Genomic DNA, 25,202 nt, shown 5'->3' on the forward strand with positions numbered 1-25,202 from the left:
ATCGGAAAGAATGATACGGGGAGGAAGCGACCATGAAACATGCAGTGGAGATTGGAACAAGAGTAGAAATGTTTGTCGACGACTGGCTGATCGAAGAAAGGAAAGGAACGAAGCTGAAGCTGAATCCCCCGGTCAAACGGGAAGCGGTGCTGGTGCTCGATCGGCCGTGGGAGGACAGCCAAGGCTGCTTTTTTTCCGTCATTCCGGAAAAGGATCGAATCCGTCTTTATTACCGGGGCGCATGCCTTCGCGATACGGACGACGACACGCAAGTGACCTGCTATGCGGAAAGCGAGGACGGTATTCACTTTGAACGGCCTTCCCTCGGACTTTACGATCATGAAGGCTCCAAGGATAACAATATTATGCTGGTCGGGACGGACGCCCACAACTTCGCTCCGTTTCTGGATGCGAGTCCGGACGCTCCGCCGCAATTGCGCTTCAAGGCCATAGCCGGGGTCGGACCGAAGGCGCAATCGATTTTTTTGAATAAAGGGCATTTGAACGGCTATTATTCATCGGATGGCATCCATTGGCACAAGTGGGATGAACCGATCATTTACAACGGAGCCTTCGACAGTCTGAATGTGGCCTTTTGGGATACGAATGTCAAGGAGTACCGCTGCTATTCGCGGTATTTTGAAGATAAAGTCAGATCCGTGCAAGTTGCCTCTTCCGGCGACTTTGTTCATTGGGGGGAGCATCAGCCGAACCGGTATGCCGAAGGCGTTCCGCTCGAGCAATTTTATACGAACGCAACCGTGCAATGTCCGGGCGCCGAGCATATCTACTTGTCCTTTCCGATGCGAATCGAGGTGGAACGCAAAAAGAATCGCAAAAGCATGTATCCTGGCGTTTCCGACGCCGTCATGATGAGCAGCCGGGACGGACACCACTGGGACCGTCCGTTCATGGAAGCATGGGTCCGGCCCGGTACGGACCCGAACAACTGGATCGATCGCAATCAGATGGTGGCCCGCGGCATCGTGGAAACGGCTCCCGACGAATTCTCGCTTTATATCAGCGAGCATTACCGCTGCAACGATAACCGGCTGCGCCGGTTGACCGTCCGGAAGCACGGGTTCGCGTCGGTGAATGCGGATTATGCCGGCGGAGAGTTCATTACCCGTCCGGTCGTCTTCTCGGGCAATCGCTTATTGCTCAATTATTCCACTTCCGCGGTCGGATCGGTGAAAGTGGAAGTGCAGGATGCATCCGGCGTTCCGATTGACGGTTTTTCGCTTCACGATATGGACGATATGTATGGAGATTCGATCGCCGAAGCGGTCAAATGGAACGGAGGACACAGCTTGGAGGAACTGAAAGGGGAGCCGGTCCGATTCCGGTTCGTACTAAAAGACGCCGACTTGTTCTCCATCAAAACGGCAAATTAACGCGGCGCGCCGCGATTGTCCGCGGGCTAAAGGGCCGGGGGGGCGGCGATTCGATAGCTGCCGCATCCGGCTCTTGCCATTCATATAACAGACGAGGATGAGGTGAGGGCGGCATGCTGAGACAAAAGGCAACCGTTGTAAAGGATTCTCCGCCTGCTGCTATTAGAGAACGAAGCGCGGGTTGGAAATGGAAAGAGGTTTTCTCGGGGTACTTGTTCATTTTTCCGAATTTGGCTTTCGTTTTGATCTTTTTTGTTTATCCGCTGTTGGATACGATCAAGCTGAGCTTTTACAAGTCCGATCTGGCGGGACAATCGTTTATCGGTTTGCAAAATTACTTCACAGTATTTTCCGATCCGATCTTCTGGAACTCCCTGAAAAATACGGTTTACTTCGCGATCATCATCGTCCCCGTCGTCGTGGCCGTTTCGTTTACGCTGGCCGCTTTGATGCGGGATATGAGGAACAGCTCGAAAGCGTTTTTCAGAGTCATGTTTTATTTGCCCGTTATCAGCACGCCCGTCGTCCTTACGATGATCTGGTCCTGGATTTACAATACGAATTTCGGCATTTTGACTTATTTCCGCAGCTTGCTCGGCTACGCGCCGACGGAAATATTGGGGACCCCGACTTCGGCGATTCTCGCGGTTTCCGTCGTCGTCGCCACATGGTCGATCGGCCAGCCAGTCATTTTGTATTTGTCTTCCGTGGACGGGATTCCCCAAGATTATTATGAAGCGGCGGAGATCGACGGAGCGGGGCCGCTGCGCAAATTGGTCGCCATCACGCTGCCTCTTGTCGCCCATACGACGCTTTTCGTGACGATTACGACGACCATCGCCGCATTCCAAATCTTTGCGGTCATCTATTTGTTGACCGGCGGCGGACCTTATTACGGTACGGAAACGCTCGTTTACACCATTTACCGGACGGCGTTCAATTCCTACGATTTCGGCCTTGCCTCCGCGCAAGGAGTCGTGCTCTTCGTCATCATCATGGCGATCGCGCTTGTACAGCTGCGATTATTGAAAGTCAAATAAAAAGGGGAGGAAATCGATGAAAGCCGCTATCGTCTTGCGTTATCTCCTTTTAATTGCCGCGTCCGTCGTTTTCGCTTTTCCTTTGTACTGGATGGTGACGGGATCGGTCAAGCCGATGCTGTCCATCTGGTCCATGCCGCCCGAATGGTTTCCGAAGCATTGGCAGTGGACGCATTACGAGAAATTGTTCGGAGAGCTTCCTACGCTCCGATGGATGTGGAACAGCATCTTTACCGGTGTGCTTGCCGTTTTGTTTATCCTGCTTTTTTGTTCGATGGCAGGCTACGCTTTCGCGAAGAAAACATTTCCCGGCAGGGATCTTCTCTTTTTTATCATCATTGCGACGATGATGATGCCGCATCAAGTCATTCTGGTGCCTCTGTATATTTTGATTTCCGACATGAACCTGCTCGACACCTACGGGGGAGTCATTTTGCCCGTAATCGGCTATCCGTTCGGCGTATTTCTGATCCGCCAATTTGTCCGCTACATTCCGGACGAATTGTTTCAGGCGGCCAAAGTGGACGGCGCCAAGGAGATTCGCATCTTCGTGCAAATCGTTCTTCCGCTCATCGGACCCGCTCTCGGAGCGTTGGCGATCTTTTCGTTCCTATACGTCTGGAACGACTATTTATGGCAGCTGATCGTGCTGCAATCGGACGGGATGAAAACATTGCCCTTAGGGATTTCCACCTTGATTCGCCACGAATCGTCCGTCAATTACGGACTGGCGATGGCCGGCGGGACGGTGGCCGCGGTGCCGCTCATCCTCTTCTTCCTATTGTTTCAGCGCAGCTTTATTCGCGGAATTACGCTCGGAACGGACAAATGAAAGGGGAGAAAAGCAATGGTTCAAGCAGCCGTAATCGGCTTGGGGAAAATCGGTCTCATGTACGACATCGTGTCGTCGGAAGGCAGGCCCGGCACTCATGCATTGGCTTATCATCTTCATCCAGAAATCGACTTTGCAGCGGCTGTAGGCGTTCGTCGGGAACAGGGAGAGCATCTGGCGAAGCTGGCTCCGGAGGCGGCTTTCTACTTAAATACGGAAGAAATGCTCAGCCGTCATAAACCGGATATAGTAAGCATTTGCACGCCCGCACACGTCCGGTACGATCTCATCAAGTCCGTCCTCGAACAATCCTCCGCTCCCGTCCTATTTTGCGAAAAGCCGGTAGCCCGATCGATCGAGGAAGCGCGGCGAATTTCCGCTTTGATGGCCGCCCACAAGGGACGGATGCTGATCCCGAACTTATCCCGAAGGTGGAACGAGGGGACGGAGAATGTGCGGGCAAGGATTGCCGATCGCTCTTTCGGCACGCTGAAAAAAATGCATTTGCGCTACACCCGCGGCATTTACAACTCGGGGGCGCATCTGTTCGATTTGGTCCGCTATTTTGCCGGGACGATCGACGAGGTGCAGGTCATCGGGCAAGTTCCCACATCGTTGGACGAGCAGGGCGACTGGACGTACCGGTTTCTTTTCAAGGCGGGGGGAGGTCGGATTAGCGGTTTTGCCGAAGCGTTCGACGATCGGGATGATTACTACATATTCGAGATGGACTTGTTTTTCGACCGGGGAAAAATCGAAATCAGGGACAGCGGCGACGTTATCCGCTATTTCGGAGTCGAGGAGCATCCGCATTTGAAGCCGTTGCATCTTCTCCGTCTCGACCGGGAGGATGAAGGGATGCTCGCCAAATCGAATAATATGCAAAACGCAGTCGCCCATCTGGTCGATGTGCTCGTCCGCAAAGCACAGCCGGTCTGCGCGCTCGAGGACGCAACCTACCCCCTATACGTTGCCGAAGCGTTGATCCGTTCGAACGACAATGGGGGGATAGGCGTCCCGGTCGGGGAAACAAAAACGAGATCCATATAATTCATTTAGCGGACATCCCGATACCCCGAACCCCCGACTGCGCGTTGCTCGTGCAGCGGGGGTTTGCTGCGTTGCGGGCGTGCATGCAAAAGAAGCTTCGGGCATCGATCTGAACGGGACTGTTTTGGGGATATTCGGCCCACGTAAACGTTCTGTTAAACTTCAGCCGTCCCGCATGCGCGGTCAAGCGGACGAAAAGCCCGTCAGATCTCGGCCAAATCCAGATAAACAAACACTTGTGGCATCGACCGCCGTCTTCATAATTTCTTATCCTCCGCTTGATATTCAACTTACATACAACCTGCATAATGAAGCTTGTCAGCAATTTCATACTTCAGGACAAAGGAGCAGACCATGCAAACCAAAGATTGGATCAACCCCGGTTTCACCATGTTGGAGGACTCCCGCTTTATGACCAGCAAACGGCCATGGTTCGGCGAGCTTCCGGCAGCAGTAACGGACGACTATTGTTTCGCCGTCGTGGGCGACCGCTGTGGAATGGCGACCGAGGGCGTGTTTGAGAAAGCGCTCGAGGTGCTCAAGGATTTGAAGCCGGCGTTCGTGCTATCGGTCGGCGATTTGATAGAAGGGTATTGGTCGAACCCGAATTCCGCGCATGAGGAATGGGATGAGCTGGATGCGATGGTTCGCGACACGGGGCTGCCGTTTTTTCCGACGGTCGGCAACCATGATTACAGCAATGCCATGATGGCGGAAGTGTGGAGCGAGCGCAAGGGCTTGGATTATTATGCTTTCCGCGCCGGCAACGCGCTCTACATCACGATCAATACCGAGCGTACGCCGGATGAGCTGCCGGAGGCGTTCGTGAACGTGATCAAAACGATAACGGAGCAAATCAAGCGTGACCCGGCCGGCGCTAAGCAATATCTGAGAGCGTTCGGAGAGGGGATGACGCCGGAGCAGCTCCAAAGCATGTCGCAAGTCAAAATGACGATTGGCGAAGAGCAGTTTTCTTTTATCGAAAACGTTCTGAACGAGCATCAGGATGTATCCTGGACCTTCATCAATATGCATAAACCGGGCTGGAAAACAGGCAGTGAAGAGTTCCGGCGTCTGGAACAACTACTCGCAGACCGTCCGCACACGATATTCGCAGGACACCTGCACGAGCTTGAATATACCCGCGAGGGGAACCGCGAGCGGATCCAGCTCGGCCGTACCGGCGGACTGCCGCACGGGGAAGAGGAGACTGGCGCGAATGCCAACTTGATGCTGTGGGTCACGATGCGCGCCGGCGCTCCGACCTACCGCGTCATTCATCTGGACGGCGTACAAGACATAACGGCCTATCCGCCGCACACAGCCAAACACATAAAGGAGTAGAGGACCATGGAACCTATTTTCTTCGTCCATATCACGGATATTCATCTCAGCAAGCCGGGCAAGCAGCCCTTGTTCGGACTCACGATGTCCGACAAACTGCACCGTGTTTTTACGTACATCGGCAAACTGGAGACGAAGCCGGCTTTTGTCGTCATCAGCGGCGATTTGACGCATGACGGTGATCTGGAGGACTACCGCTTTCTGCGCAGCTTCCTGCAAGAAGAGGAGCGGGCGCTCGGCGTGCCGATCCATGTGGCTCTTGGCAATCACGATACCCGCGAGCCGTTCCGCGAAGGATATCTCGAGGAGGAGCCTTCGGACGCTTCGTACTACTACAGCTTTAGGAACGCCGGGCTGCGCGTGGTCGTGCTCAATACGCAAGTACCGGGCACCCATGACGGGCGGCTGGACGCCGAGCAGCTGGACTGGCTGAAGCAAGAGCTGGCCGAGCCGGCGCCGGTCGGCACGATTCTCGTGCACCATCACCCGGTCGTGCTGACGCCGACGGCGATGATGGACAGCCACTTGCTGCAAAATCCGCAGGACTTGGCTGCGGCTATCGAAGGCAGTGACGTGATCGGTCTGCTGTCCGGCCACATTCATTTTCACAACGTCGGCGCGCTTGGCGGAGTTCCTTGCGCTTCGGCGGACGGCGTCGCATTCGGCTTGGATCCGATAGCGGAAGGGGTCATGCGCATGCTGGACCGTTCGGGCTTCAACTTCGTCCTCGTCAAGAACGGACAAATGATCGTCCAGCCGATGACAATGCCGGGCGAACAGCGTTTACTCGTGGAGTATGATCTGAAGAAGCTGCAGGCAGCGCATAGCTAAATGTGAGATAGGAGAGGGAGAGATCATCGTGATCAGAAAAATCACAACAGCCGGCGTTGTAGCCTTGACGATGCTGACCTCAGCGGCATGCGGAAGCGCGAATCAGGAGAAGGGCGGTTCGGAGAACTCCTCCGGACAACCGACGAAAATTACGTTCTACAGCTACAACCTGGCGATTGCCAGCCAGAAGGAGGGCGTGCTGCAGCTCATTTCCGAATTTGAAGCGGCCCACCCGACGATTAAAATTGATCCGATTGCGATTGCTGCGAACGAAGTCAACACGAAGGTGCAGGCGGATATTGCGGCGGGCTCGCGTCCCGATGTGGCGCAGCTTGTCTTCGACGGGCTGGACTATGCCGTGCAAAATTATGGAGCAAAGGCGCTCGAGGATGTGGTGCCCGCCGATGAACTCAAAAAGAACTTCGAAGGCTTCTCTCCGAACGGGCTGAAGCTGGGGCAGCTCAAGGGCAAAACGTACGGTATGCCTTACACGTTCAGCACGCCGGTCTTATTCTATAACGCGAAAATCTTCCAAGATGCGGGGCTTGATCCGAGCCAACCGCCGAAGACGTGGGACGAAGTCAAACAAGCCGCTTTGCAGATTACGTCCAAAACGAATGCCGCGGGCGTTCACATCCAGGGGATGACCGGCGCGGATTGGGTTGCCCAGGCGCTGGTCGGCAGCAACGGCGGCAAAGTGCTCTCCGATGACCGCAAATCCATCCAATTCGGCGAGCCTGCGGCCGTCGGCGCGATCACCATGTGGCGGGATCTTATCCAGAGCGGCGCTCACGACAAGTTGAACGACGGCGACGTGACGCAATCGTTCAGCGAAGGAAAGCTCGGCATGCTGCTCACGACCAGCGCGCTGCAAAGCGGCTTCATCGCTGCGGCGAAAGCGGGAGGCTGGGAGCTGAAAAATGCGGCGATGCCTTCCTTCGGCAGCAAACCGACGACGCCGGTCAATTCCGGCAGCGCCCTGTTCATTTTGTCCGATGATCAAGCGAAGCAGAAGGCGGCGTGGGAGTTCGTGAAGTTTGTAACCAGCGAACGCGGCTACACGATCATCACGACCAAAATGGGCTACTTGCCGCTGCGTCCCGCCATCGTCGACGATCCCCAATATTTGAAGGACTGGGTCGCGCAAAATCCGCTTGTGAAACCGAATCTGGAGCAGCTTACGCGCCTGCAGCCTTGGGTTTCCTATCCGGGCTCCAAATTCAGCCAAGTAGAATCCACCTTCCTGGATGCCGTGCAAAAATCGCTGCAAACGACCGGCGATATTACATCGATCATGCAGGATGCGCAGAAGCGCGCGCAGACGCTGATTCAATAGCTTGTACGGGATAAGCAGGGCCGCTTCCTTTACGAGGCGGTGCCGCCCCTTATCCGTGGAACATGGAAAGGAGAGAGAAATTCCATGCATAACACGCTTGCAGGGGGAGCGCTCACGGAGCGGTCCAACCCTGTTCAGCGGGTACGCCGCAAGCGCTCGCCGAGCTGGATCATGCCGTGGCTTTACTTGCTGCCAGCGCTTCTGTCCATCGGCTTCTGGGTGTACCGTCCGCTGCTGCAGACGGTTCGGCTCAGCTTCTACGAGTGGAACATGCTGCCAACCTCGCCCCAAGTCTGGATGGGCTTCAAAAATTACCTGCTGTTGTTCACTCTGCCGGATATGAGCCAGGCGCTGCTGAACACGCTGGTGTACACCGTGGGAGTGCTGCCGTTCTCGCTCCTCATCCCGCTCGCCATTGCCATCTCCACCGACAACATCGGCAAACGATCGCGCACCCTGTATCGGGCGCTTGTCTTTGTGCCCATGATCATGGCACCGGTCGCCGTGTCCGCGGTGTGGAGCTGGCTGATGAATCCGATGGGCGGCTTCATCAACAAAATGCTGATGGCGCTCCATCTGGTTCATGATCCCATTCGTTTCTTTTCCGACGCCAACTATGCGATCTGGTCGGTCACGTTCATAACCGGCTGGAAGCTGATCGGCTTCAGCACCTTGATCTTCTCGGCCGCCTTGTCCGGGCTGAACAAGGAGTATGTGGAAGCCGCAAGAATGGACAGAGCCGGCCGCTGGCAAATTATTTGGCACGTGCTGCTGCCGCTGCTTTCGCCGACCATCATCTTCATGGCGATGCTCAGCACGCTGTTCGCGGCCGAATGGAGCTTTACGTACATCAATGTGTTGACGCAGGGCGGACCGATGAACTCCACGACCAATATTTATTACTTGCTGTGGACGTACGGCTTCAAGACGTTCTCCGTCGGATCGAGTTCGGCGGCGGCGGTCGTTGTCGTATTCGGCTCGAGCCTGATCGCGCTTGGTTTTATGAAGCTGTCGAACAAGCTGTCGTTCTACGATAACTAAGGAGGGACGGACGTGAAGAAAACGTCTCTGGCCGTTTCCCGCAAAGCGCTGGCCGGCAAGCATGTCCTGCTGATCGCGCTGAGCTTGCTTGCTGTGTTTCCGTTCTACTGGATGCTGAATACGTCGTTCAAAACGCCCGGCGACATTTATTCGACCTCATTGCTGCCGAAACACTGGACGTTCGACAATTACATTTATGCGTGGAAGGCCATTCCGATGGCGCGCATGATGGGGAACTCGCTGACCGTGGCGATCGTTCAGACCGTTACGCAACTGCTGACGAGCGTGCTGGCTGCCTATGCGTTTACCCGCTGGCAGTTCCGCGGTCAGACTGCGGTGTTTGCGCTCATTTCCCTTACTTGGCTTGTACCGTTCCAGGTCATCATGATTCCGAATTATGTCGTGATCAGCGGCTGGGGGCTGCGCAACCATTTGCTGGGGCTCATTATACCGAACATCGTCTCGGCCTTCGCGGTGCTCCAGATGTATCATTCCTTCAAAATGTTCCCCAAAACGCTGATCGAAGCGGCCCGTCTCGACGGCGCCTCCGATTGGAGCGTGCTGTGGCGCACCATGTTTCCGAATTTGCGGGCGACGATCGCCTCGACTGGTGTCCTCTTGTTCATCTCGGCGTGGAATGACTACTTCTGGCCGCTGCTCGTCACGAATAAACCGCAATTCTCTACGTTACAGATCGGTCTGCAATCCTTTATGTCGACGGAAGCGAATCAATGGGGGCCGATGATGGCCGCTACGACGATGGCCAGCCTGCCGATTCTCGTAATTTACCTGGTTTTGCAGCGACACATTATCGATTCTTTCTTAAAAGGCGGCTTGCGTTAATGAATTCACTTGTACCCGGTGAACGGGAATATCCACAACAAACGGGCTTGGCTAAGCCTTCCTTGGAAAAGTTAGCCTATCAACAAATCCGCGAGCAAATTATTAACGGGCACTATTTGCCCGGCATGCTGCTCTCGGAGAATGAACTGGCCGAACGGTACGGCATGAGCCGGACACCGATTCGGGCGGCAATCTCCTTGTTGGAGACGGAGGGCTTCGTCGAGTCGATCCGGGGGCGCGGCGTCTTCGTGAAAGACATCTCGTTCCGGGAGTTTCACGAGATGTTTGAGGTGCTGTCCTCGCTTCAGCTGTACAGCCTGGACATCGCCGGTCTGCGGCAGCTTAGCTTCGACTTGCCGGCGCTGGAAGCCCATCTGGAGCGGCAGCTGCGCGCCTCCGAGGAGGACGACTACCGCACCTATTATGAAAGCGGGATTCTCTTTATTCAAACGATGCTGCTCGTCGTCAAGAATGCGAGCATGCTGCACATGATCGATCAAATAAAAGGCAAATACATGTTCAAAATCATTTCGTACCGCAAGCTGCATGTCCACACGCTGCCGAAGCCGCAGCAATCGGGGCATTTCAATAAACGCATTTATCAGGCGCTGGCAGCGGGAGACCATGACGAAGCCAAACGGATCGTCCTGGAACTGATTGAGCGAACGCGCCAGCAACTGCAATATTTTGACATCTAGTACAAAGTCAGACCTTCAACGGTATTCTTGGAATAGACTGACTCCCTTGCACCCCAAGGGATCGGGCCTTCCCGAATACACAGGATTAGCTCTGACTTTGTACTAACCGAGCAGTCATCCTATAACAGAAACGGTGATTACACGTGATGAATCCATTGGTGAAAACAGGGGAGCGCATCCTTTCCGTGCAGGGCGCCTATAATGTGCGCGATTTGGGCGGCTACGCGACGAAGGAAGGCGACACCACGAATTGGGGAACGTTTTATCGGGCGGACGGCTTGCACCAGCTGTCGGATGAAAGTCGGGCGCATCTCACGGAGAGGGGCATTGCGAGTGTCATCGATCTTCGGCACGCCAAAGAGGTGGAGGAGAAGCAGAACGTATTTGCGGACTATGCGGGTGTCGACTACCACAACATTTCCTTGATCAATCCGACCTCGCTCGCGAACAGCCAGGTGCGCAGCCTGGGGGACTTGTATATCGGCATGCTGGAAGGCTCGCAAACGGAACTGGCACAGATCTTCGCCTTGCTGGCAGAAAGCGGCGACAGCGCCGTCCTGTACCATTGCACGGCAGGTAAAGACAGAACAGGCGTTGTTTCCGCGCTGCTGCTGGCATTGGCAGACGTGCCGCAGGAGACGATCATCGAAGACTACAGCTTGACGGCCGATTGTTTGACGCCATTGATGGATGAACTGCGTCGCGGTCGTCCCGACGGGATACCGGCGGAGATGTACGAGCATTTTATCGGCTGCGACGCCGGCAATATGGTCATGATGCTGGAGCATCTCACCGAGAAGTACGCGAACGCAGAGGGCTACCTGTGCGCGATCGGGCTTTCAGAGGCGCAAATTCTGGCGCTGAAGGGGCGTTTGGTCGGTTAAGGAAGGCGTCATTTGCGCCGAACATAGAGAGGCACGCCCCTGGTTGAAGAGGCGTGCCATTTTTTCGTGATGCTTTACGCTTCTTCCTGTTTATAACTTAATTATGAATTGCGAAGTCCCTTTATGTGTGTTAGAATGGCAACTAATTAAAGATGTTTAATAAGTGAGGGGTGGAGGAAATAATAAATCAATCTTTTATCAATCCGAAAATGATGGGAGATATGATTCGTCAACATATTCGTGCAACGCTTTATCAAGAAAAAGAGTCGACTAAGGTTGAGATTGCACAAAGCACGGGCATTAGCTTTCCAACAATAAGTAAAACAATCGATGAGATGCAAGATGCGGGTGAGGTGTTGTTGGTTGGTTTGGGCATATCAAGCGGCGGTAGACGACCAAGCACCTATAAGTTGAGTCCCACCTATATGACGGGGCTGGCCGTATGCCTTGAGAAAGATTTCTCTTCATACTTGGTACTTGACTACGAGGGGGAAATCATTCGGCGGGAAATACTTCCTGGGGTGCTGCAAGTCGGCCCTGAACTCCTGACTGAACAGATTGGCACGTTTTTGGCGCTTTACCCAAATCTGCGCGTTCTTACACTAGGTGTCCCTGGTGCAGTGAATAACGGTTGTACATTTCACATTCCTGGCTATGAACGATTTAAGAACTTCAACTTCAAGGCCTTTTATGAGGAGCGCTTTTCTCTCCGGGTCCAAGTTGAAAATGACATGAATGCCACGGTTATCGGTTATTATGACCACGTAGGCAATGATGATTCACTCTCTCTTGTGTACCTGTACTTGGGTAAGAACGGACCAGGTGCCGGAATTATTGTAAATGGGCATGTAATTAGAGGCAGAACTTTTTTTTCAGGCGAAGTTTCTTATGTACCGCTGTCTGGTAATCAGAACTTTGTTCAACTGCTTGATGATGCTTTTGCAACACAGGACATTAATGAGAGTCGTCTAAGGCTTGTGGAAGCCATTAGTCGCCTTGTTGTAGCCTTCACAGCTACTATTAATCCACATAGTGTCATCTTCTGCAACTCAGAACTAACCCATAACGATCTTGTCCAAATTCGACATAAAAGTGCTTCGTTTGTACCTGAAGAGAATCTGCCCGATCTTATTGTTAGTGACTGGCAACAGGATTATTTTCACGGACTGCATCAGATGACAGTGAGAAATATGCTAGTAGTGAATTAAAACGGGGGAACAATTATGAACCGTTCATTAAACAGCCGACAAATTCAATTATGGCGGATTGCCATTTATTTTATTTTTGCCCTCCCTGGTTTTGCTATCGCATCATGGGTATCTCGTACGCCAAATATAAGGGATGCCTTGGGAGCTACAACCGCACAAATGGGGTGGATTATTTTTGGGCTTGCTGTAGGCGCAATAATTGGACTATTGGTTGCCAGCCATCTTATTGCAAATAGGGGCGGGCGATTTGTAATGATAGCGGGCTTAGTGGTGAGCTCGGTTGGACTGATAGTTGTAGGATTGGCTGGTACTTGGTTAACTAGCGGGATCATCTTGTTTTTGGGATTAGCTGTATTCGGTTTTGGGAACGGAATTTGTGATGTAGCGATGAACGTAGAGGGAACGGCAGTTGAGAGAGCCGCTCAAAAGTCGCTTCTAACCGGTTTTCATGCCACGTTTAGTCTGGGTACACTGCTTGGGGCAATGACAGGATCAGCAGCAATTAAAGCGGGTGTCTCCGTTACAGTCCACATGATGTTAGCGGTGATAGTTATTATACTTTCTATTCTATTTTTATACCGACTGGTGCCGGCAGGTACCGGTCAGGAAAATGACGATGATTCTAATGATCCACCAATGAGCGCTAGGGAAAGAATGGCCATATGGAAAGAGCGTCGTACGGTTCTGATTGGTATTATTGTGCTTGGAATGGCTTTTGCTGAAGGATCGGCAAATGACTGGCTACCGCTTATTATGGTGGATGGTTACAAAGTTACGCCAGCAATAGGATCATTCGCTTTTGGTCTATTTGTGGCAGCTATGACGATTGGCCGTGCCGCAGGGGGGATGTTGCTGGACCGATTCGGAAGAGTAGCTGTTCTAAGGGCGTCCGCTCTTTTTGCGATTGCAGGGCTGCTTTTAGTTATAGCGGGGCTGAACTACGGGGTAGCATATATAGGAATTGTGTTATGGGGTCTCGGTGCTGCATTCGGCTTCCCTGTGGGCCTATCTGCCGCAGGAGACGATCCGCGTGGAGTAGCGGCAAGAGTGGGCGCAGTGTCAACTGTTGGTTACCTTGCTTTCCTTGTTGGCCCACCCGTTTTGGGGATTATCGGAGAGTCGGTTGGTTTACTCCGTGCCCTGATTTTCGTTCTTATCGCAGTAACTATCGCTGGCTTGTTGTCACAAGCGGCAAGACCCATTGCACAGGATAACAAAATAAAAAGAGTATGAAGCTCAAATTCCCATAAAGATAGTCCAAAGGTGAAATTGTGAGCATAGCAAGGATGCGGTGGTCGCTTTCACCGAAGGCTACCGCAGTGTGCGCCCAGCGACAGAAACGGGTGCGCGGGCATTGATGCGAGTTAGCTCCTGAACAACTTGACATGACCGCTTGCCTCTCATGGATATGGCGTTAGACCACATGATCCTGTTATTTGCTCATGGGGTGAATGTGGTGCGCTTATGTTTTTTTATGGTATGATCATCATACTAATATATTTGGATGTGTGATATATGGATCTAACCGAGAAAACAACACTACCGCAAATAGCAATTGAACGGATCAAGTTATATATTGTGGAACATGAGCTCAAGGCGGGAGATAAGCTTCCCTCCGTGAATCAATGGATCGATATGTTGAAGGTCAGTCGAACCGTCGTGCGTGAAGCGCTGAAAACGTTGGAGTCGCTTGGCGTTTTGCGGATTAAGGCGGGAAACAGTGGTATTTTTTTGAATGCCCCCTCTCTTAAGCCATTTGTGGACCAGGTATCCTTTCAATGGAAAAATAACGAGTTGAAGCTCAAAGAACTTATCGCTACAAGAAGGGCGCTGGAACTCTGTGCCGTAGAGATGGCCATTGAGCATTATGATCTTGGTCTGTTGGAGCAACTTGATCTAGCAAACAAGCAAATGGAGCAGAGCATTACTGAAAGAAAGCTTCCGATAGAGGAGGATTTGGCATTTCATCGAGCACTTTTCAAGGCGACGGGAAATCAGACATTTTTCGAGTTAAGCAATGTGTTAAGCGAGTTTTTTAGCCAAATCCGAGAGCGGCATTTCGTCGATGTCAGAAATAAGATTACTTCCTTTGAAGAGCATAAGCAAATTATAGAGCAAATTCGGAAGAAGAATGTGGACGAGGCGAAAGCGATCATGAAGAAGCATTTGTTGGTCTTGGATATGTTGATTTCGAACACAGCAGAGCAGTAATGAGCTATGGATAACGGTTACGCCGCTATCATTGTAATAATCTCACCGTTCGCCAATGCAGCTAAATCGGATAAAAGACAGCCTTTAGCCCTTAATGAAGCCCTGTGTCTTTCCCTCCCACCAGATGGTGGGATTTTTTTGTTGTAAAATCGAGTCGGGATGGTATTGACGTGTAATAAATAAAGGTGTATATTATCGGTAACATGGTATGACCATGTTACCGATAATGATGAGCAGTACGAGTAACTACTGGCTTCAGAATCTGTCCAGAGAATAAGGAGAAGGGGGAAACAGAATGAAATTAGGATTCTATTCGGCAATTGGAACGCCGTTAGATGAAGTTGAATCTAACTGCTGCCAAGTCAGGATTTTGTAAGCGTTTACCCTGAGATGCACTAATATGATCACCGCCGAAATCGGGTTCAATGGGTTCGATCCGCTGCAGGCGGTAAATGGAAGAAGTTCATTACATTATAGAGAGAAGGGGAATTACAATGTCAAAAAGAAATAGACCGTTGATGTTGGGTTGTGCCATTACCTTGAGCAGCATTTTGCTTGCTGCATGCGGGGGAAGTAAGCCTGATGTGGGAGAACAGAAGACAACTGCCGTTCCTCAGGAGCCGACAGAGGTATATTTTCTGAGCACGAGTACATATTGGTGGGATGAAGCCACGTTTATGAAAGAATTTGGCGAGCCGCTGCAGAAAAAATATCCTCATATTATTCCTAAAACGGTTAAACTTACCGGGATGAATACGAAGGTCATGGAAGGTCTCATTGCTGCTAAACAGCCAATTGATGTGATTCTTGCCGCCAATGCGAGTTATCTCCTCTATCTGAAACCGTATGAGCTTTCCTCAGATATTGAACCGTTTATCAAGCAAAATAAAGTGGATTTGAATCGGTTTACTCCGGAATTTATTGATATGAACAGGAAGTTGGGCGACGGTAAGCTGATCGGGCTGCCGCTGCAGGATAGTCCAACGCAAATATTGTATAATAAAGGGATTTTCGATAAATTTGGTGTTCCTTATCCGCCCCATGATCAGTGGACATGGGATGAGATGTTTGCTTTGGCCAGCAAGGTGACGCGTATGGATGACAGGAACCAATATTACGGCGTCCGAATGCACTCCACTTTTTTTCGCAGAAATCCCTATTCACTTGAATATGTAGATCCAAAAACGAATAAGGCGATATTCAATAACGATGTCGGCAAGAAGGTAGCCGAGATGTACCTCAAGCAATACGAAAAATCGGATATTCCGGGATTAGCCCCGGATGGAGCGAAAATGTTTTTCGAAGACAGAGTTCTGGCGATGTGGATGGGATTGGGAGCGAGTTACAATACACCGGAACGTTACATAGGGTTGGATTGGGATATGGCACCGATTCCTGTATTGCCGGAAAGAGGCCCTGTAAGCGTGCAGCCCTATCCAGACTATATGTATTTATCCAGCACAAGCAAACAGAAGGAACTGGCCGTGCAGGCGATGGAGTTCTTTACGTCTGATTCATTCCAGATGGAACGCTCTAAGAATGCCTATACGACTCCTCTGAAAAGCAGCCAGATTAAAGCGGCTTTTGGTCAGAACGCCGAACTGTTTAATGGCAAGAATGTAAGCGCTATGAGTCCTTTGAAGTACGCTCCCGTAACTACGTACAATCAGTATACGAACCAGGCGGCAGCAACCATAATACCAAAACATATAAATGACGTGAGGGACGGCAAAACAGATATCAATTCCGCATTGCGCCAAGCCGAGGAAGAAGTAAATAAGTATATAGAAGAAAATCGGAAATAAACGAATCCAAAATCGGTGGAGGTGCGTTTTTGTGATCAAGGATCGAAAAATGTTCATTTTACTGCCTCTTATCTTTTTTCTCTCGTTCTTTTCATTGCAATGGAATGGAATCACGCTGTCACTGCAAGAAGCCGCCGCAGCTGCGGTGGTGGTTCTCGATGATGATGCTTCTCAACTGGCAGGATCGGGGTGGTCGGTAACGAGTGCCAGCAATGGAACTTACATTACAGACCATACCGGCTCCTTGGCAAATCCTGGCGGTGTGACGATGAAGCCTGTCCCTGAAGGTCAATACTTGATCTACGGAGATGAAGTCGCTGCTGCGAATAACAAGTACACGTTTATGACCAAGGTATTTCCGATAGGTGCAGGCCCTTGGCTGTTGGAATTTGATGCTCGGATCGCAGATCTAATTGAAGTAGATGAGGCTCCATCATTAGGGATAATCAGGGGGGTAAGCTTTGAAGTGAAGGCAGCGGGGAGGACAGCAAAGCTAACCCTCCAGCGAGACAAGGTGCTGGTAAAGTCGAGCAGCATTCTGGTTGCGGATTATGAACATTTAATACCTGACGATGAACTGTTTCATCGGTGGGCGATTGCTTACGATGGCAGTGGAAAATTGCTGCTCGCCATGGACGGGATGAAGATCGTTTCCTTCAACGTAGCTAACCCTGTTTCAAGCGGTGCGGACTCACTCAAAATAATCAACGCCTCGATGAATAGCGTATCCGGACATAATGAAATTTACCTGGATAATCTGAAACTGACGGTTGGAGATTTACCGCAGTGGACGCAAGTCGAACCGCGAATTAATGGTTTATCGGTGCTCCCTTACTCTGATTCGCAGGAAATAACACTCGGGGGAGGATTGGATCAAATTCATCCCGACTGGTTGTCCCGAGGAGAGCTGGAGATCAGGACGAAGTTGGTGAAGGACGATCAAATCATTGCTCAGCATAGCGAGATGATTTCTTCTCTCCGATTCCAGACTCCGCTTGCACCTGGGGGACAGTCAGGAATCATGACTGCTGTAGCTGAATTGTATTATAAAAATCGTAAAATGAATGAATTAACGAGTGACTTCTATGTATATCCTTCAGTTAGTAAGGTAAACCCCGGTGATACACTGGTTTCTGTGCCAGGTAGTGTTTACATGTACAGCGATATGCTCTGGCTGGAAGACAGTGAAGGACTCAAGGCAACAAAAGCAGGCTGGAAGACAGGCAAATATCATTATTTGGGCAGTAATGAGGACGAATTGTGGATCGCGAACGAACCGGGCGCCCATTCGTTGGAACTACCGCTGGAACTCCAAGGGCGGTATGCTGTCTATGTCGGTTATGTAGCCAAGGCTGGCGGGTTCCAGGTTTCTTATGGAGAGGAAGCAAGTGGACAGGTTGCAGGAACCACGACAGTGACCGGAACAACTTACGGTCTCAAGGCTATCGAAGAGCAATTTCTATTTGCGGGTCAATTCGATGGAGAACGCATACGGATTACTCCGCTTCCAGATCAGCAGGCTTTCATTACCTATTTTAAGCTTAGAAGCCTGACAGAGGATGAGTTGACGTTGTATGACTCGCCCAACGAAGGCGCTGCTGGCAATCGAACCATCTACAACAATGATGGATTCAGTAATTTCTACCAGGGATTCTTTCCTACGCCAAGCAAGCTGGAGGAAAGAGGGGTCGAGATTTACGCAGGCAAGGATGTCAGGCAGATTGACTGGCAGTTGATGACCACCTTTACTTTAAATCATAATAGTCAGTATGCAGGGATTCCATTTGCTGGATCTGAGGCCTATGAGCATCAGATGAGGGACGGGGATAAGCTGGCACGACAACAAATTACTGCAATCAACGCCAGTGGCCGATCACCGCTGCAGATCGTAGCAGAGAAAGCTGACCAATTAGGCATAAAGACGAATGCTTCAATGCGAATGAACGCTGTCTATAATCCTGCAGTAAACGGATACTTAAACGGTGCCGTCTATGACAATCAAATGCTTCCCTATCGCATAGTGGAGAAGAATGGGACCGTGAATTTCAGAGTTGATTACGGGAATCTCATCGTCCGGGAGTATATTAAAAATGTCCTGCTGGAGGCCGCCGCCTTCCCTGGAGTGGATGGAATAAACCTCGATTTTAGCAGGTATCCGTATCTTTTCGGTTACCAATCCGAACTAACCAATGCCTACCTGCTGCAGTATGGAATCGAGCCGAAAGATGAAACAACCGTTGCAGGGTTGGAACGTTGGGACCATTACAAAGCCGAGGTGATTACGCAGATGCTGCGCGAACTCCGACTGGCCTTGCCAACGAAACAGATCACGGTACGTTTTCCTTACAATGGTTATAAACAATACGGGTTGGATATCGATGCCTGGATCGCCGAGGAATTGGTTGATATGATCATCCCTACTACCCTCAGTCATGAAGAATTTTTTGATATCACTCCATTCGTGGAGGCTGTAGGCAATTCCGCTACCCAATTGTATATCGGTACGACTCATTCCTTAAGCGGGCATGATTTGACGAAGGCGGAAGAAGATTTGATCAAGCAAGGTATTCCAGTCAACCGGGCTAGTACGGCAATGAGCGAGCTGCAATATCGTCTTAGAGCTTACGAAGCCTATCAGGCCGGTGCAGATGGTATTTACTTGTTTAACAACTGGACCGGAAGCAATAGTCTAGATAAGATCGGTGATAAGATCGATATTGAAAAATGGCATTATTTCGCTTACCCTGCTGATTTGGTCACGAATCTGATCGAGGCGGAAGCACTTGTTCCTGGAACCAATTCAGCGCCTAAAACACGCGACCTGACGGTTACCACCCAGGTATACAAAGCGGTTGTGGGTACGTTACGCGCTGCGGATGCCGATGGAGATGAATTAACGTATAGTCTTGTTGAGAACGGTCAGAAAGGAACGGCGAGTGTGACGGATTCCGCCTATGGGACGTTTAGTTATTCGCCCAATACAGGACAGACGGGCATCGATACCGTAACGTATCGTGTTTATGATGGTCGCGAATACTCGCTGCCCGCAACATTAACGGTCATTATTGAACCGATTCAAGTAAACGATATGCGGATGTCCGTGGATCGCTATATGGAAGAGAACGCGATTCAATCCAGTTTTGCAATCAATCTGAAGTATCGGCTGGATATCATTCAACTGCTCTTGAATCAAGAGGCCGGGCAACTGGTGGTTGCTTACATGGAGGATCTTATAAGCTACATCGATGATCCATCCGTTCGAGCTCAGCATCTGATAACCACCACGGCTGCAGAGGAGCTTGGACAGCAAGCGAGTACATTTATTACCGCACTGAAAGCGATGCAGGTATGATACTAGCCAAAGCGTAAACAGAGATGAGAGGAGCATGAGCATAAATATGCAGGTGAGAAAAGAGCTATACGTCGAATCCCCGGATAAAAAAACGACAGATCAGAGATCGCAGCGTTATCTAGACAGTACGGGACTTAGGAGAGTGGAACGCAGGAGCTTGCAAGGTGAATCTGATTGGAGCAATGCAGTATTCGAGCGATTCTCCGATGATAACGGGCGAACCTGGGGGAAATGGCAAGATGTTTACAGCAGAAGTGTTGAGACGAAGGGCGAAGACGAAATCGCTACTTATAATGGGAAAGAGACATTCAATCCGCAATTCGGGCATTTTGTATCAGTTGACATGCGCAGGGTTTTCTTTGACGGCCATCATAAAGCCTATAAGCGATTTTGGGGACATGGCGAAGCAAGTTTTGTTGACCACAGCATGCTGTCGATAAGAAAAGAGGGGAGTGATGAGCGAACAACCGAATTGGTCAAGTATGAGGAAGGCGCCGATTTTGATCCAGATAACTGGAGAAACCCGGCATATACTAACAACAATCGGGCCTATCTTGGTTGCGGTGTCGATGTTCTGGATAACGGCGAAATTATCTTTCCGATTGGCGCTTCCATGCACGCCTGCTTGCGTATTCGCGGCCTTGACGCAGCTGAGATTTTCCCCTCTTGTTCCGAAATCATGCACGGCCTGATTGTTGTTCGTGGCGTATTCAATGAATCTCGCGGGCATTATGACCTTACGTTCTCCCGACCGATCGTGATCAGTGACTTAAAATCTTCCAGAGGGGTAGATGAGCCAGCCGCCATTATGCTGCCGTCGGGCCGGATATTGGCGGTGTTCCGCGGGTCCAATATGGAAAGCAAAAATTGGAACACACGCATCGAACCTGGAACGCCTGCGCATAAGTGGTACTGTTATTCCGATGACGGAGGAAGAACGTTCACCGACCCTGTCCCGTGGCATTTTGACAATCGGGAGGTGTTCTACTCAGCAGCGACCATTTCTGCTTTTGTCAGGAGCATAAAGAACGACAAGATCTACTGGATCGGCAATATTTCTGATCATGCAACCTATAGCAACTTCCCCCGTCATCCGCTCATCATCGCAGAGGTAGACGACCGCGGCTTGCTCATGAAGGAGACAATTACAACGATTGATAAGCGTGAAGAGGGTGATTCCGATAAACTCCAACTATCCAACTTCAGCATCGTACAGGATCGTGAGACCGGAATGATCGAGGTATACCTTGCAAAGCTTGGTCAACGGGAAGGCAATACATTTTGGGCCGACTGTTATCGATATTTTATCGATGTTGATTAATTATGATTTCAATTATTTAATGAAAGAGCATAATACTAGGGAGCTTCCTAGATATTATGCTTCTTTTTTCTGTTTCCTCTTCACAAATCGTTTTTATTTGATGTGAGTATAATCACATAGGCGGAATCTCTTTCTTTATATACTTGGTTTATCCCAGCATATAAAAGTGAGGAGAATTTCATGCTAAGTGAGAGAACGATACAAATCATTAAGTCTACCGTTCCAGTGTTAGAAAAACATGGAATCCATATCACGAAGAGGTTCTACCAACTTCTGTTTACCGCTCACCCGGAGTTGCTGAATATGTTTAACCACGCGAATCAGAGCCAAGAAAGACAACAGGCTGCTCTTGCCAATGTCGTATATGCGGCTGCTCAGCATATCGATAAGCTGGAGACCCTTTTACCGGCAGTGAAGCAAATTGCGCACAAACACCGTAGTCTTGGCGTTAAAGCAGAGCATTATCCGATTGTTGGAGAACATCTTCTTCTTGCTATCAAGGATGTTCTCGGTGAAGCGGCTACAGAAGAAATTTTGCAGGCATGGGCTGAGGCCTATGGTGTCATAGCAAAGGTTTTTATTGAAGCCGAAGCTGAGATGTATCAACAATCAGAGCAGCAACAGGGTGGGTGGACCGGATTTAGAGGATTTCGAGTGGAAAACAAAGTCAAGGAAAGTGACGTCATCACGTCGTTTTATCTAGTACCGCAGGACAGGGGAGCGCTTCCTTCATTTGAACCGGGGCAATATGTCAGTGTAAAGATGGAAATACCGGGGGAAGCTAACACGCATATACGTCAATACAGCTTGTCCGATGCCCCGGGTAAACCTTATTATAGAATCTCCGCTAAACGGGAGGATGCGATCGGAGGAAAGCCTGAAGGAAAGGTATCGGTTTACCTTCACGATCAGATCAATCCGGGGGATATCCTTTGGCTCTCAACCCCGGCCGGTGAATTTACTTTGGACCAGCAGGATTCTAAACCGGTCGTTTTCATCAGCGGAGGGGTTGGATTAACGCCACTGGTCAGCATGCTCAATACGATCGTTGATAACAGACCTGATCGTCCTGTCACATTTATTCATGCAGCACGGAATGGTAACGCTCATGCTTTCAAACAACAAGTGGAAGAAGTTGCTAACCGTTCTCCGCAAGTATCCGTTTATTGGTGCTATGCGAAGCCTACCGATCAGGATAGAGAGATAAACGCTTATGATAGAGAGGGTTATATCGATTTGCCTTGGCTCCAAAAGGTGATTCCGACAAAAGAGGCAACCTTCTATTTTTGCGGTCCCGTACCCTTTATGAAAACGGTGTACGGGTTTTTGAAAGAATGGGACGTGGCCGAAGCCCATATCCATTATGAATTTTTCGGTCCGTCCGGTAGTTTGGAAAATCCGGAAGAGGCAACGCTGAAGAACGTTGTCCCGCAACACGAAGGCTAGGATTGTTTCTTCGTATTCGTTTGACTGCGCAGCAGCCGATTAATGGTCTCGCGACGAAGACCGAGGAATTGTCCAATCTCGTCTTGGGTCAACACATCCGTCAGAGTGGCCGGTGTGATGTAAGAATGGAACCAGGATTGAAGCTTTTGCAGTTTTTTGGCAGGCGAAACCTCGGTTAACTGGTCGATCCGCTGCTGCATCATTCGTAATTTGTCTTGCAACAGCAAAGCGATAGATCGACAACGATCCGGATCTCCATTCAGTTCCTGGTACCACTTCGCTTCTGGCAAAACATCAATCTCGCAGGTAACGAGAGCTATGGCCGTCCCAAAATAAGGGTTGGGGCTAATTAAGGAATGATGAGGTATGATTTCATCGGGCACAATGAGATTAACCAAGATCTGTGACCCGTCTTGATGGACCCGAATAATTTTTAATAAGCCGCTCCTTAGGTGATAAAGAGGTCCTGTTTCTCCCTGCCTAAATAGAGTTTCACCTTTGTGTAGTATCATAAACAGCCTCCATAAGTAAAAATAGCGAAGGCCTGCCTGTGCAGGCTTTTTTGCTTTTGCATGAGAGCTGTTAAATTATATCACTCTTGATAAGCGCAGCGTTCCTCTTTTCTTCCGCCTCAACTCGCGTCGGATAGTCATTGTCCAAGCAAGCCAGACACATGCCACGATTGTATTCCCCGTCATTGCCACCGACCGCTTCAATAAACCCTTCTTTGCTAATAAATTGCAACGTATCCGCATGGATCAAACGCCGAATTTGCTCCGTCGAGTTGGATGAGGCGATCAGTTCCTTACGGTCAGGGGTATCGATGCCGTAATAACAAGGGTTCGAAAATGGCGGCGAAGCGACGCATACATGCACCTCGGTTGCTCCTGCTTCACGCAGCAAAATGACCGCTCGCCGCGTGGTTGTCCCCCGGACAATCGAATCCTCGATCATAATGACGCGTTTGCCTTCGACAACTTTGCGTACCGCACTCAGCTTCATCTTCACGCCTTGTTCCCTCAATTCCTGGGAAGGCTGAATGAACGTCCGACCGGTATATTTGTTTTTAATCAAGCCGAGCTCATAAGGAATGCCTGTCTGCTCCGCATAGCCGATCGCTGCCGAAATACTGGAATCGGGTGCACCGGTCACCACATCGGCATCAATAAACGACTCCATCGCCATTGTGCTGCCCATCCGCTTACGCGCGGAATGAAGGTTAATGCCATTAATATTACTGTCAGGACGAGCAAAATAAATATATTCCATCGCACAGATCGCGCGGCGCTCCATCGGCGCAAAGCGTTCCGAGCGCAGACCGTCCGCGTCGAGCACAAGTAATTCGCCCAGCTGAACATCGCGCACATAATGAGCTCCTACTGTTTCAAATGCACATGTTTCCGAGGAAAATACGTAACCGTCCCCGAGCTCGCCCATCACGAGCGGCCGCAGGCCATTCGGGTCCGACGCGACCAGCATTTTGTCATTGGTCATAATGAGGAAAGCATAGCCCCCTGTAATCCGATGCAGGGCATCCTTGGCCGCCGATACAAAATCTTTTCTGGAGCGAGCGATCAGATGGGCAATAACCTCGGTGTCGCTCGTCGTTTGGAAAATGGAGCCTTGCAGCTCAAGCTCGCGGCGGATTTCCGGCGCATTGACAATGTTGCCATTCGTCGCGACAGCCAGATCACCGTCCCGGTATTTGAAGATGAGCGGTTGCGCATTGGCAATGCCTTTGCCGCCAGCAGTTGAATAACGAACATGGCCGATCGCCCGATCACCAGGCAAAGCTCCAAGCTTCGCCGGATCGAATACTTCCTTGGTCAAGCCCATGCCGCGATGATAGTGAAAACCTTCATTGGCCGTATCCACCGTACAAATACCGCAGCTTTCCTCGCCGCGGTGCTGCAGGGCATGCAGGCCATAATAGGAAAGCATAGAAGCGTTCGGATGACCGAACACTCCGAACACTCCACACTCTTCCCGCAATTTGTCGAACAAATCATCGCGGCCGTTGCCTTCGTTATAATAATTGCCTGTCCATAGCTTCGGCTGAAGTTGAACTGTTTCTTTAGACATGGAATCGCATCCTTCCAATCCTATTCCAGTATTAAACAGATCATTCGAATTCGGGTCAATTTCCAAATATATACGATGCTTTAACCTTCTCAAGCTTATCAATGCTAACACGGCTTGTCAACAATAAAAGCGAACATTATTTAATATAAAAGAAATATAGTTCGTGTTTTATGGGTTTTTTATGTGGTTTATTTCAATTTCAGCCCATTTCAATGCCTTTTTATATGTAGGAGAGCAGGCGTAGCGACACTTTCATGTAACGCTATAACTCGTACAGGGGAGCGGAAGAACTGCATGTGAGCGTGCGCTGGGAAGTTCGGTTGAACTTGTTGGCGAGTAGTTGGCTCATATCATTGGAGGCGGATCGAGGGTAACTTAAAGCGGTTGATACCAGATGGGTTAACAACGAAGCGCTGACAGGAGCATTTGGAATGTAAAGATACGCCCTTCCGATCCTCTAGAGGGACAATTGCAGCAGATCTAC

General features: G+C 50.4%; 20 protein-coding genes. 18 read left to right on the forward strand and 2 right to left on the reverse strand.

Annotation, left to right across the window (positions count from 1 at the left end):
• The first annotated feature begins 32 nt into the window (after window positions 1–32).
• From ABD796_RS35130 to hmpA, 18 genes are all read left to right on the forward strand, one after another.
• On the forward strand, window positions 33–1,394 hold the full coding sequence (locus ABD796_RS35130; protein WP_344917359.1) for a glycoside hydrolase family protein: 1,362 nt from the start codon (window positions 33–35) through the stop codon (window positions 1,392–1,394).
• Window positions 1,395–1,507: 113 nt separating this feature from the next.
• Window positions 1,508–2,434 (forward strand): carbohydrate ABC transporter permease, encoded by a 927-nt coding sequence (locus ABD796_RS35135; RefSeq protein WP_344917361.1) that lies wholly within the window; start codon window positions 1,508–1,510, stop codon window positions 2,432–2,434.
• Window positions 2,435–2,450: 16 nt separating this feature from the next.
• Window positions 2,451–3,266, forward strand: a complete 816-nt coding sequence (locus ABD796_RS35140; RefSeq protein ID WP_344917363.1) for a carbohydrate ABC transporter permease — start codon at window positions 2,451–2,453, stop codon at window positions 3,264–3,266.
• Between the two features lie 15 nt (window positions 3,267–3,281).
• Window positions 3,282–4,316 carry a Gfo/Idh/MocA family protein gene (locus ABD796_RS35145; protein ID WP_344917365.1) on the forward strand — a complete coding sequence of 345 codons (1,035 nt, stop codon included), beginning with the start codon at window positions 3,282–3,284 and terminating at the stop codon, window positions 4,314–4,316.
• A 411-nt stretch (window positions 4,317–4,727) separates the two neighbouring features.
• A complete protein-coding gene (locus ABD796_RS35150) occupies window positions 4,728–5,660 on the forward strand; it encodes a metallophosphoesterase family protein (protein ID WP_344917367.1) in 933 nt (310 codons plus the stop codon).
• A gap of 6 nt (window positions 5,661–5,666) precedes the next feature.
• Window positions 5,667–6,491 carry a metallophosphoesterase family protein gene (locus ABD796_RS35155; RefSeq protein WP_344917369.1) on the forward strand — a complete coding sequence of 275 codons (825 nt, stop codon included), beginning with the start codon at window positions 5,667–5,669 and terminating at the stop codon, window positions 6,489–6,491.
• Between the two features lie 28 nt (window positions 6,492–6,519).
• A complete protein-coding gene (locus ABD796_RS35160) occupies window positions 6,520–7,827 on the forward strand; it encodes an ABC transporter substrate-binding protein (protein WP_344917372.1) in 1,308 nt (435 codons plus the stop codon).
• An 84-nt stretch (window positions 7,828–7,911) separates the two neighbouring features.
• Window positions 7,912–8,868: a carbohydrate ABC transporter permease gene (locus ABD796_RS35165; RefSeq protein WP_344917374.1), complete on the forward strand. Its 957-nt coding sequence runs from the start codon at window positions 7,912–7,914 to the stop codon at window positions 8,866–8,868.
• 12 nt (window positions 8,869–8,880) lie between these two features.
• Window positions 8,881–9,711 carry a carbohydrate ABC transporter permease gene (locus tag ABD796_RS35170; protein ID WP_344917377.1) on the forward strand — a complete coding sequence of 277 codons (831 nt, stop codon included), beginning with the start codon at window positions 8,881–8,883 and terminating at the stop codon, window positions 9,709–9,711.
• The gene (locus tag ABD796_RS35175) at window positions 9,711–10,409 is read left to right on the forward strand and encodes a GntR family transcriptional regulator (protein WP_344917379.1); all 699 of its coding nucleotides are present in this window, start codon (window positions 9,711–9,713) and stop codon (window positions 10,407–10,409) included. Before ABD796_RS35170 ends, ABD796_RS35175 begins: the two co-directional genes overlap by 1 nt.
• Window positions 10,410–10,555: 146 nt before the next feature.
• Entirely contained in the window at window positions 10,556–11,293 is a 738-nt protein-coding gene (locus tag ABD796_RS35180) for a tyrosine-protein phosphatase (protein WP_344917381.1), read from the forward strand.
• 221 nt (window positions 11,294–11,514) lie between these two features.
• On the forward strand, window positions 11,515–12,501 hold the full coding sequence (locus ABD796_RS35185; protein ID WP_344917383.1) for an ROK family transcriptional regulator: 987 nt from the start codon (window positions 11,515–11,517) through the stop codon (window positions 12,499–12,501).
• Window positions 12,502–12,516: 15 nt separating this feature from the next.
• Entirely contained in the window at window positions 12,517–13,734 is a 1,218-nt protein-coding gene (locus ABD796_RS35190; RefSeq protein ID WP_344917386.1) for an MFS transporter, read from the forward strand.
• 282 nt (window positions 13,735–14,016) lie between these two features.
• Window positions 14,017–14,712: a FadR/GntR family transcriptional regulator gene (locus ABD796_RS35195; protein WP_344917388.1), complete on the forward strand. Its 696-nt coding sequence runs from the start codon at window positions 14,017–14,019 to the stop codon at window positions 14,710–14,712.
• Between the two features lie 494 nt (window positions 14,713–15,206).
• Window positions 15,207–16,517: an ABC transporter substrate-binding protein gene (locus ABD796_RS35200; RefSeq protein ID WP_344917390.1), complete on the forward strand. Its 1,311-nt coding sequence runs from the start codon at window positions 15,207–15,209 to the stop codon at window positions 16,515–16,517.
• Between the two features lie 31 nt (window positions 16,518–16,548).
• Window positions 16,549–19,869: an Ig-like domain-containing protein gene (locus ABD796_RS35205; protein ID WP_344917393.1), complete on the forward strand. Its 3,321-nt coding sequence runs from the start codon at window positions 16,549–16,551 to the stop codon at window positions 19,867–19,869.
• 46 nt (window positions 19,870–19,915) lie between these two features.
• Entirely contained in the window at window positions 19,916–21,190 is a 1,275-nt protein-coding gene (locus ABD796_RS35210; RefSeq protein WP_344917396.1) for an arginase family protein, read from the forward strand.
• Window positions 21,191–21,370: 180 nt separating this feature from the next.
• A complete protein-coding gene (hmpA, locus tag ABD796_RS35215; RefSeq protein WP_344917398.1) occupies window positions 21,371–22,636 on the forward strand; it encodes an NO-inducible flavohemoprotein in 1,266 nt (421 codons plus the stop codon).
• Here the strand turns inward: hmpA and ABD796_RS35220 are convergent.
• Window positions 22,633–23,148, reverse strand: coding sequence for a Crp/Fnr family transcriptional regulator (locus ABD796_RS35220; protein WP_344917400.1), 516 nt, complete (start codon window positions 23,146–23,148; stop codon window positions 22,633–22,635). The two genes, hmpA and ABD796_RS35220, sit on opposite strands and share 4 nt — an antisense overlap.
• Before the next feature lie 70 nt (window positions 23,149–23,218).
• On the reverse strand, window positions 23,219–24,718 hold the full coding sequence (gene purF / locus ABD796_RS35225; RefSeq protein ID WP_344917402.1) for an amidophosphoribosyltransferase: 1,500 nt from the start codon (window positions 24,716–24,718) through the stop codon (window positions 23,219–23,221).
• Between the last annotated feature and the right edge of the window lie 484 nt (window positions 24,719–25,202).

Origin of the sequence: Paenibacillus hodogayensis, from assembly GCF_039536325.1 — a bacterium.
Lineage (GTDB): Bacteria > Bacillota > Bacilli > Paenibacillales > NBRC-103111 > Paenibacillus_AB > Paenibacillus_AB hodogayensis.

What these genes read in the sequence shown, in the direction of transcription:
- ABD796_RS35195 (WP_344917388.1), top strand. Translation starts at nt 14,017, where the DNA reads ATGGATCTAACCGAGAAAACAACACTACCGCAAATAGCAATTGAACGG.
- ABD796_RS35185 (WP_344917383.1), top strand. Translation starts at nt 11,515, where the DNA reads ATGATTCGTCAACATATTCGTGCAACGCTTTATCAAGAAAAAGAGTCG.
- ABD796_RS35150 (WP_344917367.1), top strand. Translation starts at nt 4,728, where the DNA reads ATGACCAGCAAACGGCCATGGTTCGGCGAGCTTCCGGCAGCAGTAACG.
- ABD796_RS35175 (WP_344917379.1), top strand. Translation starts at nt 9,711, where the DNA reads ATGAATTCACTTGTACCCGGTGAACGGGAATATCCACAACAAACGGGC.
- ABD796_RS35180 (WP_344917381.1), top strand. Translation starts at nt 10,556, where the DNA reads ATGAATCCATTGGTGAAAACAGGGGAGCGCATCCTTTCCGTGCAGGGC.
- ABD796_RS35220 (WP_344917400.1), bottom strand. Translation starts at nt 23,148, where the DNA reads ATGATACTACACAAAGGTGAAACTCTATTTAGGCAGGGAGAAACAGGA.
- ABD796_RS35165 (WP_344917374.1), top strand. Translation starts at nt 7,912, where the DNA reads ATGCATAACACGCTTGCAGGGGGAGCGCTCACGGAGCGGTCCAACCCT.
- ABD796_RS35145 (WP_344917365.1), top strand. Translation starts at nt 3,282, where the DNA reads ATGGTTCAAGCAGCCGTAATCGGCTTGGGGAAAATCGGTCTCATGTAC.
- ABD796_RS35130 (WP_344917359.1), top strand. Translation starts at nt 33, where the DNA reads ATGAAACATGCAGTGGAGATTGGAACAAGAGTAGAAATGTTTGTCGAC.
- ABD796_RS35135 (WP_344917361.1), top strand. Translation starts at nt 1,508, where the DNA reads ATGCTGAGACAAAAGGCAACCGTTGTAAAGGATTCTCCGCCTGCTGCT.
- ABD796_RS35140 (WP_344917363.1), top strand. Translation starts at nt 2,451, where the DNA reads ATGAAAGCCGCTATCGTCTTGCGTTATCTCCTTTTAATTGCCGCGTCC.
- purF (WP_344917402.1), bottom strand. Translation starts at nt 24,718, where the DNA reads ATGTCTAAAGAAACAGTTCAACTTCAGCCGAAGCTATGGACAGGCAAT.
- ABD796_RS35200 (WP_344917390.1), top strand. Translation starts at nt 15,207, where the DNA reads ATGTCAAAAAGAAATAGACCGTTGATGTTGGGTTGTGCCATTACCTTG.
- hmpA (WP_344917398.1), top strand. Translation starts at nt 21,371, where the DNA reads ATGCTAAGTGAGAGAACGATACAAATCATTAAGTCTACCGTTCCAGTG.
- ABD796_RS35190 (WP_344917386.1), top strand. Translation starts at nt 12,517, where the DNA reads ATGAACCGTTCATTAAACAGCCGACAAATTCAATTATGGCGGATTGCC.
- ABD796_RS35210 (WP_344917396.1), top strand. Translation starts at nt 19,916, where the DNA reads ATGCAGGTGAGAAAAGAGCTATACGTCGAATCCCCGGATAAAAAAACG.
- ABD796_RS35155 (WP_344917369.1), top strand. Translation starts at nt 5,667, where the DNA reads ATGGAACCTATTTTCTTCGTCCATATCACGGATATTCATCTCAGCAAG.